Consider the following 12,942-nt stretch of genomic DNA (forward strand, 5'->3'; position numbering starts at 1 on the left):
GCCCGCAGCTGCTGACTCTGTTGAAGGCTCTCGCTCACGTTCATGTTCATGGTGGTGCGGTGGTCGATTGGAGTGGTTTCGTTTCTGGGGATGGTCGCCGGTTGGTTGATTTGCCGACTTACCCCTTCCAGCGCGAGCACTACTGGTTGGACAACCCGGCCCCTGTCCCGGTCGACGCGACACGCGACGACACGGAGGATGTGTTCTGGGCAGACGTCGAACGAGGTGATCTCGCGGACCTCGCCGAATCGCTGGAACTGGCAGACGAGCAGAGTGCGTCGCTGCGGGCCGTGCTCCCCGTCCTGGCGGCCTGGCGCAAGCAGAGCGAATGGCGCTACGGAGTGCGCTGGCAGCCGCTGAAGAGGCCTGGCACAAAGGAGCTCTCGGGCACCTGGCTGGTGCTTACATCCACGGGCGCCGAGGCCCCGGGGGCCTCCGAGCCGACGGAATGGGCCCTCCAGGTACTGCGGGAACGCGGAGCACGAGTCGTACAACTGCTCATCGATCCGGCCGATCCCGGTCCGGCAGCCTTCCTCACCAAGCGGATCAGCAGTGCGCTGGCGGGCGAGTTGCCGCTCAGCGGGATCCTCTCGCTCGTGGCTGTCGATGAAGACGCCACCGCTGCCGCGGACCCCGCGGAGGCCCTGCACCGGATACTCCCCGAAGCACTCGCCGAGGCCGAGATCGACGCTCCCCTCTGGTACGTGACCCGGGGCGCGGTATCCGTCGGATCAGCAGACCGCCTGACCCGTCCGGGGCAGGCGCAGCTCTGGGGAGCGGCGAAGCTACTGGCGGCCGGAGGCGGCCGGACCTGCGGGGCTGTGGATCTGCCTGAGGTCCTTGACACGCGTGCGGGCGGGGCGTTCGCCGCAGTGCTCGCCGACGACGAAGGGGAGAACCAGGTGGCAGTCAGGGCCTCCGGTTCCTTCGCCCGCCGCCTGACCAGGAGCTTCGGCTCCGGTACCCGGCAGGCCGACGAGCGCGTCACCACCGGCACCGCGCTCGTCACCGGTGGCGACACCCCGCTGGGCATGGAAGCGGCCCGATGGCTCGCAAGGAACGGCGCCCCGCGGATCCTGCTCACCACTCCGGTGCCCGATGGCCTGGCGAAGCTCGCCGCCGAACTGACCGCACTCGGCGCCGTTGTCGACACGGCTGACTGCGATCCGGCAGACCGAGAAGCTCTGGCCGAGGTCCTCGCGGCGATTCCGGCGGAAGCCCCGCTGACCGCCGTCGTGCACGCCGGCGCGATGCACCGCTGGACGGCAGACGCACGCCCCACGAGCACCGAGACGGCGGAAGCGGACGCGCAGCTGGCCGCTGCGGTGAACCTGCACGAACTGACCCTCGACGAGGCGCTCGAATCCTTCGTCGTGTTCTCCTCGGCGTCTGGCCTCCTCGGTACGGTGGGGCTCGGCGACGACGCCCCGGTGCACGCTTTCCTGGACGCGCTCGTCCACCACCGCCGGGGCCTCAATCTGCCGGGCACCTCACTGATCTGGGGCCGCCTGGCCGGCGACGGGGACACCGGTGGGGCACCCGGGCACCGTTCGATGCGCCCCCGGATGGCGGTCCGCGCTCTGGGGCAGGCGCTGGCGAGCGGTGAGGCGACGTCGGTGGTCGCGGACATCGACTGGGAGCACTTCGTGCCAGCGTTCTCCGGCCGGGGACCGATATCATTGATCGCCGACGTGCCGGAGGCGGAGCCGTTCCTGGCATCCCGCTCCGCGCGGCCCGAACCCGGACCGGGAGTTCTGCTGGGCCAGTTGAAGGGGCTGTCCCCGGGGGCGCAGGAGATGCTCCTGCTGGAACTGATCCGGAAGCATGCCGCCACCGTGCTCGGGTACAGCTCGACCGACCCGGTTGACACCACGGCGGAGTTCCTGGAGCTCGGGTTCTCCTCGCTCACCGCGCTGGAGCTGCGCAACCGGCTCTGCACAGCCACCGGACTCACCCTGACACCGATGGCAGTCTACGACCATCCCACGCTGGAGCGGTTGGCCGCGTACCTGCGCACCGAACTGGTGGGGGAGCCGGTCTCCGAGGCGGAGCAGCGGACGGGCGCGTAGCGCGATGACACGGAACTGCCCGCCCGCGGGTTTCCGCGGGCGGGCAGTGGGCCGGTTGCCGGAAGAAGGAGGCGATACGCGACCGATCAGCGGCCCGGCAGGTCACCACCGGACGCCACAGTGTGCGCGGCGGGTGACAGGTGCCGGGAGATCTCCGACAGTCGGCGGCGCAACAGCTCGGCGATGGCCTTGGTGTGGTCATTGATGAAGAAGTGTCCGCCGCCGAACGACTCCAGCGCGAACCGGCCGGTGGTGTGCTCCCGCCACGCCCGTGCCTCGTCGAGCGTGACGCGCTCGTCGCGGTCACCCACGAGAACGGTGACGGGGCAGGCGAGCATCGTGCCCGGGCGGTGGCGGTAGGTCTCCACGGCCCAGTAGTCCCCGCGGATCGCCGGAAGCACCATGTCGAGGATCTCCTTGTCCTCCAGGACGGCCTGGTCGGTGCCGGCCAGCCGCTTCAACTCCCGGACCAGACCGTCGTCGTCGAGCAGGCGCACCTTGTCGTCGCGTTGACGGGAGGGTGCGCGCCGCCCGGACGCGAACAGTTCCACGGGGCCGTCACCGTCTGCAGCCAGACGCAGGGCGACCTCATGGGCGACCACCGCACCCATGCTGTGGCCGAAGAACACCAGGGGCCGGTCCCGGTGCGCAGACAGCGCGGCTGCCACCCGGTCGGCGAGTGTGTGCAGGTCGCGCAGGGGCTCCTCGGATCTTCGTTCCTGGCGGCCCGGGTACTGGACTGCCAGTACGTCGGCGCTCTGCCGCAACTCGCCGGCCAGCGGGCGGAAGTAGCCGGCTGCCCCGCCGGCGTACGGGAAGCACACCAGTCGGGGGCCGGGGGCAGGGTCGGTCTGGAAACGCCTGATCCACAGGTCGGTCATCGAGTCCCCTCAGGGGTTCACACGGCTTCCAGGAATTCGAGCCGGCTGTCGGAGGCCAGGATTGCCTGCTGGAGATCGCGAAGGCCCCGGCAGGGTGCAAGTCCGAGCTCGTGGTAAAGGTTGTCGTGCAGCGACCGGTAGGCTGCCAGCGCATCGGCCTGGCGGTCCGACCGGTAGAGGGCGAGCATCAGCTGGCGGTGGAAGGCCTCCCGCAGCGGATAGTCGGTGACGAGCGCGTGCAGATCACCGATCAGGTCGCGGTGCTCCCCGAGCGCCAACTTTGAGTCGAACATCAACTCTGAGCATTCCAGGCGCAGTTCCTCGCACCAGGCGGCGAAGGACCTGACCGCCTGGATATCCTCGATGCCGCTGAAGGCGGACCCCCGGCACAGAGCCAGGGCCTTTTGGAACGCCTCGACGGCCTGCTCATGACGCTGGGCGCGCGCGTGTTCCTTGCCGATCTGGAGAAACTGCTGGAAGTCGTGCAGATCCAGCTCGCCGTCCGAGAGGTCCAGCAGATAGCCGGGCGCCCGTGTGACGATCGGGCTGTCGTCCCGTTCCGGGCTGGCCAGTAACTTCCTTAGATTGGACACATACACCTGCAGAGACGCAATGACTCTGCGGGGCGCCCGGTCCCCCCAGATCTGCGCCACCAGAGCATCCATCGAGACGACCTGCCCGGCCCTCACCAGGAGCAGGGCGAGCACCGCCTCCATTTTCGGGGCACTGATGAATCCGCTGCATCTCGGTCCCCTCACCTGCAGGGGGCCGAGCACCTCGTATCTGATCAGGCTCGCTGGCACCGGGGCACCGGAGGCGCTCGGGACTACCCCCCTGCCGACAGCTCCCCGTCGTATCTCAGCTGCGGCAGCCGAGTCCTCCATCAGCACACTCCCGTTCCGTCGCTGGGCAACGATCGATCTGTGCAAGCGGCCTCCACGTTAAGACGGCCGCTCTCGGGTCACCAACCCCTAATACTTCGGACCCCCCTAAGGGCTGTTCAGTAGCAGGGGGACCGCCTATGGGGGGCCCTCTTCCTTCCAGGCCCGAGCTTGTTCGACGAGCTCGGCACGTCCGGCGATGCCGAGCTTGCGGTAGACCCGGGTGAGATGCTGCTCGACCGTGCTGACCGTGATGAACAGCTCACCGGCGATGTCACGATTGCTCAGTCCGGCCGACGCGAGGGTCACCACACGCAGTTCGGCCTTGCTGAGGCGGGGGTCGCCCTCCGGCTCGCCCGTTGTCCGATGCGAGGACGCGCGGCGGACGACCGCCGTCGCCTCGGCCAGCAGATGCCGTATCTGGCCGTCGATCCAGGGATGGCGTCCGTCGGACTGCCGGAGGTGAGCCCTGAGGGTGCGCCGGGCATCGTGCGGCCGGTCCAGACGTAGTTGAGCCTCCCCCACACCGACCCGCCAGTCCGACAGCAGCGGAAGTTCGACGGACCAGGTCCGCAGGAGTTCGCCGCATCGTTCGAAGTCCAGCAGGGCCAGCCGTGGTTCGTCCACCGCGAGGTGGTAGCGACCGCGGGCCGCAAGGTACCCCGGACCTGCGCTCCCTCGGAAGGTATGGGATGCCAACGTCTTCGCGACCAGCGGTGCCGCCTCGTCGGTGCGCCCCTGTTCGACGAGGGCGGTGATCAGGGTGGACAGTGGACCGGCCAGGGCGATTCCCCAGCCGGGTTCGGTGATTTCGTCGATTGCCAGCCGCGCCAGGCGTTCGGCCTCGGCCGGCCTCTCCTCGCGCAGCGCGATCTCCGCCCGGCATGCGGTGAGGATCGCAGTCCACAACGGAACCCGGCTGGCCGCCGCCTGCTCCAGAAGGCGATCAGCCGACCTCCGGGCCTCCCGGGTGCGGCCTGCGGCGAGTAACTCGGCCAGTGCGATCGCCACATGAGGAAGTGAACCTTCCGTCAGCTGTACGCTGCTCAGCCGCTCGCCGGCCTTGTCCGGGTGGCACTGGCCGGACTCCGGGGGAAGCGAAGCGCCTGTGGTGTACCGTCCGGCTCCGTCCGGCTCCGCGTCGGCGTGTCTTCGAGACCGGCGGGGTCCGGCTGCGGTCGACGGGTCGAAGCCGGGATAGAGGTAGGAGAACCACACACGCACCTGGTTGAAGGCGTCCGACGCGGTGTCGGGCGCCGCGGACGAGAACAGTGCGGCAGCCTCGTCGACCTCACCGCCCCACAGCAGGCATTTGGCCAGTAACGGTTCGGCCCCGCTCGGTAAATTGGCGCGCCGCTCGGGTGTGGCCAGCTCGGCCGCGTATCTGAAGGCGAGTGCCGGGTCGGTCTGCCACAAGGCCTCGGTGAGCGCCAGAGTCACTCGTTCGGCCTGCGGCCCGTCAGCTCCGGCGCGCTGTGCCAGCCGCAGATAGCGGATCCTCCGGTCGGAAAGCGAGCCCTGCGTGTATCGCTGGGCCGTTTCGAGGAGAGAGCGCACGGCCCAGTCCTCGCTGCTGCCTCCCGCGGCCTCGATCAGCGGGGCTATGGCCTCCACATCGGCTCCGTCGTTGTAGAGGATGCGGGCGGCGCGCAATTGCAGGCGGCATCGTGCGGTCGCCGGCACTCCGTTGCGGACGCTCTGCCTGATGCCGGGCGACCTGAGCCGCCCTCCGTCGAGGAAGCCCATGCCCGCCAGTTCCGCCAGAGCCCGTAGGACGGTCTGCGGGGAAATGCCGAGAAGCCCGGCCAGCAGCAGGGGGGTGGCGACTCTGTCGAGCGTGGCCAGTGCCTGGGCGCAATGCATGACGACCGTGCCCGCCCGCCACAGGCAGCGCATCACGGCGAGGCGGAACGCCTCGTGGTCGTGGGCCTCCTGCGCCCCCGCCGCGTCAGTGAGGCCGCTTGATGGGGCGTTCTGTGCAAGGGCATTGAGGAGTACGGGGTTCCCCCCGGTCATCGCGTACCAGGTCGGTGCCAGTTGTCCCCCGGCCGACGGCCCCAGACTCCGGGTGAGCAGACTGCGCGTGCCGTCCGGCGAGAGCATGGACAGCCGGATGCGGGTCACTTCGCGGTCCCACGGCAACCGGTACAGGGCGAGATTCTCGGCGGCCTCTCCGGTGCGGACGGCCAGGACGGTGAGGATCCGGGCGCCCCGCCATCCCTGGAGCAAGGACATCAGAATGTCGAGCGACGCCGTGTCCGCGTACTGCACATCATCGACGCAAATAACGATCGGTTTATGGCGTGAGATCTTCAGCAGGGTTTTGTGTAAGAACTGGGTTGTTTCCGCCGGGTCCTGCGCCGGTGATTCACTTCCGGAATGGTCCCCGTTCGTTTCCGTGGAGCATTCGGCATGCGCGCCGTCGGCTCGTCGGACGAATTCACTGGGCAGCGACTCCACCAGCTGTTTCAGCACGCCCTGGGGCAATTCCCCCTCGATCGCCCGGGCCGTCGCGTGCAGGACGAGTGCACCCTTCTGTCGTGCGTGTGCGGTGAACACGCGTAGCAACTCCGTCTTTCCGCTTGCCACTGGCCCGCTGACCTGCACGATCTGTCCGGCGTCGGCACGTGTCCCGGCGAAGGATTTCATCAGTTTGGCCAGCGGGTCCGCCCGTTCGGACAGCGTTTCCCAGGCTGCCCCGTCCTGCTCCGGCTGCGTGGCGGGTGTGGCGCCACGGGGATCGCAACCGGCATCCGAATGCAGGTCGTCGTGTGTCGTTGCTGTTTCGGCGCAAGGAGATGATGAAGGAACTGGGTGAAACATTCTCCGTACCTCCGAGACATATAGGGAACATAAAGCCCGAACGTGTGACGGCTGACGTCACGATGATTGCATCTCGAATCAACAGCTTGCAACAACCGCCTGGCCCAGTCGATTCCGACGCTTCCCACGTGTGCAGTTCCGTTGAGAGGTCTTCGACTGTGGGCAATCGACGCCATGGCATCAGAGGTTGACGGCGCGGTCATGCGTCCCCGCCTGGCCCTCCTCGGGGTCTGGGCGCGCACAGCAGATGCACGGGCTGCCGGGTCGCCGGTTGGGTCCCGCGCATACAGGACGAGGAGGTCCCCTGGTGTCACTTCCGGGATCGAAGGCGTAGGTCATGACATAGCCGTGATCCTTCGGGGCGTTGGGTGCTGCGGGTCGAAGACCATCTGGTGCTCGGCGCATCGGGCAATCCGCAAGGGCGAGAATAGATGCAGATTCGCCTGGCTGGGAAAACCCGGGTAGAAATTGGCGGCAGTTCTTGACCGTTTCTGGGGCATTTCCCCTGAAGAGTCGTCTGATTCTCACGGTCCGGTCGGAGCCCGACCGCAATGTCCGTTGCCTGGGTGTCGAAGCCGAGTGGAGTCAGGTGTCGGTGCACGCTGCGAAGCGTCCCCAGGGAGGCCTCGGGTGTTGTGTGCCGGCATGGATTAGCGGTCACCCCCCTGTGGTCAAGCAGCGGCTCAGGATGCCCCAAATATCGCAAAGGAATGCCCAAGGGTAGGAAAATAGATGGTAAGTGTGACCCAGGTCATAGCCGCCTTAGGGGGAGGTCGGGGGAACTCGATGGAAGTCAGTTCGAATCTGTGCAAGGTTGGGTATTGATTCAAGCTCTTTACACTCTGGGCTCTCCTGTGCTGACCCGGTGGGATTCTTGTCCCCCGGAGGCCGGTGACGGTCGGGCGGTTCAAGCTTGAATGGCTGGGGTGTATCGCTACATGTATGGGGGCATGTTGATGGGCACTTTGGAGCTTTCCCGCGGAGATATACTCTCCAGACTTGCTGCGCTTACGGAAGAAATAGCACAGGAAATCTGGTTAAAGATTCAGATATATGCGGAGGGGGGTGGCCTCGTCTGCTCGGCCGGGAGCGCGGAGCTCGTGCGCTCGGTCCTCGACAGGGGCCTGGCCCTCTACCGCCAAGGGGAGGATCTGCCGGCGGAGGAGCTCGCCAAGTGCACCGCTCTCGCTGTGCAGCTCGCTGAGCGGGGGGAGCGCATCGCGCCCCTGTTGCACGCCTGGGATGTCGGATGCTCGGTCGCCGTCGCGGCCTGCTGGGTCTCGGCCCGGCCAGGGGAGCAGAGCGAGTTGGTCTCCCTGACGCAGTGGTCATCCGTCGGGGTCAAAGAGATCACCGCCGCGATCAGTCTCGCCTATGTGCACGCCCAGAAGCAGGCCGGGCTGGACACGTCGCGCCGGGTGCTGGCGGATCTCATGCTCAACGGATCGGCCACCGACGAACTCGCGGCCGCCGCTCACCACTCGCCGGCGAAGGAGTACGTTGCCGTGGCCGGCCGGGTGGTCGGCGAGAACGTGCCGAGTGCCGCGACCGTCGCCAGGGCATCGGCCGCACTGACCACCGGAGACCTGGGGCTGAGCTGCCAGGCGGGGCGCCATCTGTGCATCCTGGCCCCGATCCGTTCCCACCGCAGCACGGAAGAACTGTCGGGGCACATGGTGGAGACGCTCAAGCGGGTGGGCATTACCTTCGCCGCACCGGCCGGTGCGGTCATCGCACCCCGTTCCGAACTCGCGATGGCCGTCCAGCAGGCGTCCAGGATCGAGTCGTTGGCCGGTATCGCCGGGCTGGACGGCAAGACGGTCGAGAGCAGCCAGGTCATCAGCGAGCTCGCCATCTCCAGGGACGGGGAGTACCGCAGACAGCTGATCTCCCTGATCGATCCGATCGTGGAGGCCCCGGAACTCCTGAAGACGTTACGGACGCTCTATCTCATGGATCTGGACCGGAGCAGGACCGCCCGTCGGCTCAACGTCGCGCGACGCACCCTGACCTACCGGCTGGAACGGATCGAGCAGCTGACAGGAATCAACCCCGTACGCACGCGAGGGATCCTCGCGTTCGTCCTCGCGCTCGCCGCCCGGGACCTCGATCTGTCCTCATCCGTGCCCGAGGGCGTCTGACCAGGCCCTGCCCCAACCGATCGTGTCCGAACCGAAGCGTTGCGGTGTCCCGTCCACCCCAGGGCATGGGCGGTGACCGGCCGAGGGCACGGTCCGCCGTGTGGCGATCACGGCGGACCGCACCCGCGAGGTGACGGCGCGTGGCACGCTGCTGGCGAGCGGCGACGAGACGTCCCGGGCGAGCGCCGGACAGGGCTACACACTGACCCCCGAGAGCTGAGCGAACAGGGAGGTCACCCGGGCTGCGGAGGTGCCCGGCCCCGTGGGACCGCTGAGGTGCCACGGGGCCGCCGTACCCCGCCGCAGATCCTCCTCGCGGTAGCGCCGGCAGTCCCGGTGCCAGATCAGGATGCCCGCGATCCAGTGCTTCAGCTCCAGCACATAGCCCGCGAGGATCTCCCTCGCCTCGTCATCCAGGTCGAAGTCGTCGTACAACACCGGGAGTTCGTGCTCGGCTACATGCAGGAACTGACGCAGCCGCGACTTCATCAGGTCGTACACGAGCCTCATCCCGGTGGGATAGTCCACCCCGAAGAAGTTCTGCACCACCAGGACCCCGTTGTGCACCTCACCCTCGTACTCGATCTCCTTCTGGTACGAGAACAGGTCGTTGAGCAGCGCGGCGTAGTCCGCCGCCGCGTTCTCCAGGGAGCGCAGCGGTCCGCTGTCGTAGATCTCCGCCGGGACCTTCCTGCCGTGCCCGAGCCGGCACAGACTCATCGTCAGGTCCGAGCCGAAGGTCATGCGCCGCATCTCGACATAGTCCACCGGGTCGGGGATCCGGTTCTGCGCCTGGTTGGCCAGCTCCCACACCCAACTGGCCGTCATGTCCTCGATGCAGGTGCGGAAGGCACGCCGGCCGCTGTCGTCCATCGGAGCCGACGTGCGCTCCCACAGATCCGCCAGCCCGCGCTCCAGCGCGTTGACCGGCTCGGGCACCACGCCCCCGTCGAGCGGCATGAACTGCGACAGACGCGCGTTGGCGACCTTGGCCCCGGTGAGGTCACGTGCCCGCCCGTGCACGACCGGGAACCAGTCGTCGCCGTAGGTGCCCCACGCCAGCCACTGCGAGGACAGGTCGAGCTCGTCGGGCGTGGCGTCCGGGTGGATACCGGCCGCGCACAGCGGCAGGTCGATCGCCCGCAGCCGCTCCTCGTCCCAGATGTGCGAACCCGGCACCCCCGGCTGCGCCTCCAGGATGCCCACCCGGTCCGACCAGCCGACCAGCCGCTCCCGGGCCCCGTCCAGATGCGGACTGAGCGTCGTGCCGAACGGCAGGTCGAAGTCGGGCAGCAGAGAGGGCCCGACGTGCTGGTAGGGCACATGGGTGTGGCTGCGCAGCCGCGCCGACTCCGAGCGGGGGGTGAACCGGATCGATGCCGCAGCCATGCCGAAGCCCGGTGCCGCCTGCGCGGCCCCGCCGTCGTTCATGTAGCGGCTGGAGCGCATGTGCCACTCATGGCCGCCCGACTGCCAGTCCTGGAGGCCCTTGATGTAGGCCAGGACCGCCGCGGTCTGGGCGGGATCCAGCCCCTTCTCGGCGCAGAGCGGGCCCAGTTCGGTGAGTGCGGTGTTCTCGAACTGCTGGAGCCGTGAGGTCAGCAGATCGTTCACCGCGTCGGCGGCCTCCTGTGTCGAGCAGCCCAGGAAGTGCTCAAGGACCAGCACACCGTTGCTGTTCTCACCCTCGTCCTCGACCTCCCGCTGGTAGGAGAAGAGGTCGTTACGCAGATGGACACCGTCCGAGAAGGCGTCCCGCAGCACCCGCAGAGCCCGTTCGCCGGCCACCGCGTCGGGTACCTCGGCGCCGGCCGCGTACTCCACCAGGCCCGCCGACCAGGGGGCGCCGCCCACCTTGCGGCGCATCTCGATGTACTCGACGGGGTTCGCGATGCGGCCCTCGTTGATGTTCGCGAGCTCCCACAGCGACTCGTTGAGCAGGTTCTTCGTCGCCTCGGCGAACCGCGTCCGCCAGGCGTCGGACATGCCCGGTACGGTCCGCGCCCACAGATCGGCCAGCCCGGCCTCCACCGGGTTCGTCGGCTCGGGCGTCGGCGCGTCGCGCTCCATCGGCATGAACGCGGGCAGCCGGTCCAGATACCGCTTGCCGCCCTCGCGGTCCGGGGTGCGCTTGAACAGCTCCAGGAAGTGGTCGTCGAAGAAGAAGACCCAGACGTACCAGTCGGTCACCAGCGACAACGCCTCGGCCGAGCAGTCGGGGTGGGTGTACGCGCACAGCAGCGCGTAGTCATGGGAATCGAGGTCCTTCTCCTCCCAGATACCTGACCCCTCCAGCATCCCTATGGCCCGCGCCCACACCTTCGTGTGCTGACGGGCCTCCTCGACATGAGGATTGAGCCTCGCCGGATACGGAACGTAGAAGTCCGGCAGGGTGAAGGGCTGAGCCATGTGCGTCCGGCCTTTCCGAGAGCCTCCGCGTGAGCGTCACGCGGTTCGGTCGTGTCCGCGCGAGCACTACCCCTCGGCCGTTCGGGGCACGCACGACCGCGATTAGTCACACAAGAGCACGGCACCGCCAGAAAGCCGTTGCCCACCGCCCTTCGCAGGTCAGCGGCCCTGTCAGTGGTCTGGTCCACTGGCTCGACTCGCCGCCCCCTCAGCACTCTTGACGACCTCTCACCTCAGGTCACAGAGTGTGCGCGCACAGCGGAACACGGAGATCGGAACACGAACACCTCCCGACGCGAACAGCTCAGGAAACGCACAGCTCCAAGAAGGGTTGTCATGACGTCCAAGCAGAGGACCGGACTCGCGGTCGCGTACACCACCGTCGGCGCGCTGAGTCTCGCGCTGCTCAGCCCCGCGGCACAGGCCGGCGCGGACGGGGTGCGGCCGGAGTGCCCGCGCTCTCTGGCATGCGACTGGGTCCCGGCGGCCTACCAGCAGACCGGCGACCCGGCCGACAAGGAGACGTACGGCAACTACGACACCGCGGACCGGCCGCACAGCAACAAGATCAAGTTCATCGTCCTCCACGACACGGAGGAGGACTTCGACACCACCCTGGACATCTTCCGGAACCCGCTGAAGCAGACCTCGGCCCACTACGTGGTGCGCTCCGGCGACGGCCACGTGACCCAGATGGTGAAGAACAAGGACGTCGCCTGGCAGGCCGGGAACTGGTACCTCAACTCCAACTCCATCGGCATCGAGCAGGAGGGCGTCGCCGTCGACGGCGCCAAGTGGTTCACCCCCGAGATGTACCGCTCGACGGCCGCACTGGTGCGCTACCTCGCCGCCAAGTACGACATCCCGCTCGACCGCCAGCACATCATCGGCCACGACGGCGTGCCGCCCACCAGCGCCGCCGGCGCCGCAGCCATGCACTGGGACCCGGGCACCTACTGGGACTGGAACCGCTTCATGGCACTGCTCGGCAAACCCACGGTGCCGACAGCCCGCAAGAACAGCGAACTCATCACCGTCAGCCCACGGTTCAAGGACAACAAGCAGGCGTTCCGCGACTGCGAGAAGGACGTCGACCTGCCCGTACAGGGCTCCAGCGCCGTTCCGCTCCACACGGAGCCCTCCGCCGACTCGCCGCTCTTCTCCGACCCGGGACTGCACACGGACGGTTCACCCGGCACCAACTGCGTCGCGGACTGGGGCAGCAAGATCAGCGCCACCCAGCAGGCCGTCGTCGCCGGCCACGCACCCGGCTGGACGGCGATCTGGTGGTACGGCCAGAAGGCCTGGCTCGAGACTCCCGCCCGCACCCGCACCACCACCCCCACCTCGGGCTACGTGGTGAAGCCGAAGGCGGGCCGGACCGAGGTGCCGGTGTACGGCGTGGCCTACCCGGAGAAGTCCGAGTACCCCGAAGGCTTCGCCGACCAGCGGGTGGGCACACCGCTCCAGTACACGATCAAGGCCGGCCAGTCCTATCCCGGCGGTGGCGAGGCCCCCACCGGCTACTTCTACGCCCCGACGATCGACTCCTCCTACCCGCTGGACCACTCGTTCTTCCGGGGCAAGGAGAAGTACGTGACGGTCCAGATCGGCCACCGCATCGCCTTCGTGAAGGCCGCGGACGTGGACATCGTCCGCGCGCACTGAGGACCGCGCCTGCCCGGCGGTGAACGCGTGACGCCGTGAACGCACAACGGCGGCGCACACACAACAGCGC

7 protein-coding genes are annotated in these 12,942 nt (G+C 68.0%); 3 read left to right on the forward strand and 4 right to left on the reverse strand.

All coding sequences use genetic code 11. The annotated features are described in order from the left end of the window. The first annotated feature begins 110 nt into the window (after window positions 1-110). A complete protein-coding gene (locus ACFVW8_RS35245) occupies window positions 111-2,069 on the forward strand; it encodes an SDR family NAD(P)-dependent oxidoreductase (RefSeq protein ID WP_389697399.1) in 1,959 nt (652 codons plus the stop codon). Window positions 2,070-2,155: 86 nt separating this feature from the next. Here ACFVW8_RS35245 and ACFVW8_RS35250 read toward each other — a convergent pair whose 3' ends face one another. From ACFVW8_RS35250 to ACFVW8_RS35260, 3 genes are all read right to left on the reverse strand, one after another. After that, window positions 2,156-2,950, reverse strand: coding sequence for a thioesterase II family protein (locus ACFVW8_RS35250; RefSeq protein ID WP_389697401.1), 795 nt, complete (start codon window positions 2,948-2,950; stop codon window positions 2,156-2,158). Window positions 2,951-2,967: 17 nt separating this feature from the next. Beyond that, window positions 2,968-3,666, reverse strand: a complete 699-nt coding sequence (locus tag ACFVW8_RS35255; protein ID WP_389697403.1) for a BTAD domain-containing putative transcriptional regulator — start codon at window positions 3,664-3,666, stop codon at window positions 2,968-2,970. A gap of 303 nt (window positions 3,667-3,969) precedes the next feature. Further along, a complete protein-coding gene (locus ACFVW8_RS35260) occupies window positions 3,970-6,654 on the reverse strand; it encodes an AAA family ATPase (protein ID WP_389697405.1) in 2,685 nt (894 codons plus the stop codon). 1,100 nt (window positions 6,655-7,754) lie between these two features. Between ACFVW8_RS35260 and ACFVW8_RS35265 the strand changes: the two genes are divergently transcribed. After that, the gene (locus tag ACFVW8_RS35265; protein ID WP_389697407.1) at window positions 7,755-8,795 is read left to right on the forward strand and encodes a PucR family transcriptional regulator; all 1,041 of its coding nucleotides are present in this window, start codon (window positions 7,755-7,757) and stop codon (window positions 8,793-8,795) included. Between the two features lie 195 nt (window positions 8,796-8,990). Here ACFVW8_RS35265 and ACFVW8_RS35270 read toward each other — a convergent pair whose 3' ends face one another. Further along, window positions 8,991-11,204: a germacradienol/geosmin synthase gene (locus tag ACFVW8_RS35270; protein ID WP_389697409.1), complete on the reverse strand. Its 2,214-nt coding sequence runs from the start codon at window positions 11,202-11,204 to the stop codon at window positions 8,991-8,993. A gap of 336 nt (window positions 11,205-11,540) precedes the next feature. On the opposite strand from ACFVW8_RS35270, the gene ACFVW8_RS35275 reads away from it, so the two are divergent. Then, window positions 11,541-12,872, forward strand: coding sequence for an N-acetylmuramoyl-L-alanine amidase (locus ACFVW8_RS35275; protein ID WP_389697411.1), 1,332 nt, complete (start codon window positions 11,541-11,543; stop codon window positions 12,870-12,872). Window positions 12,873-12,942 lie beyond the last annotated feature (70 nt).

This window comes from Streptomyces sp. NPDC058221 (assembly GCF_042882365.1).
GTDB lineage: Bacteria > Actinomycetota > Actinomycetes > Streptomycetales > Streptomycetaceae > Streptomyces.

Bases quoted from the DNA above. Each gene is read 5' to 3' on its own strand.
- ACFVW8_RS35250 (WP_389697401.1), bottom strand. From the start codon at position 2,950: ATGACCGACCTGTGGATCAGGCGTTTCCAGACCGACCCTGCCCCCGGC.
- ACFVW8_RS35255 (WP_389697403.1), bottom strand. From the start codon at position 3,666: ATGGAGGCGGTGCTCGCCCTGCTCCTGGTGAGGGCCGGGCAGGTCGTC.
- ACFVW8_RS35260 (WP_389697405.1), bottom strand. From the start codon at position 6,654: ATGTTTCACCCAGTTCCTTCATCATCTCCTTGCGCCGAAACAGCAACG.
- ACFVW8_RS35270 (WP_389697409.1), bottom strand. From the start codon at position 11,204: ATGGCTCAGCCCTTCACCCTGCCGGACTTCTACGTTCCGTATCCGGCG.
- ACFVW8_RS35275 (WP_389697411.1), top strand. From the start codon at position 11,541: ATGACGTCCAAGCAGAGGACCGGACTCGCGGTCGCGTACACCACCGTC.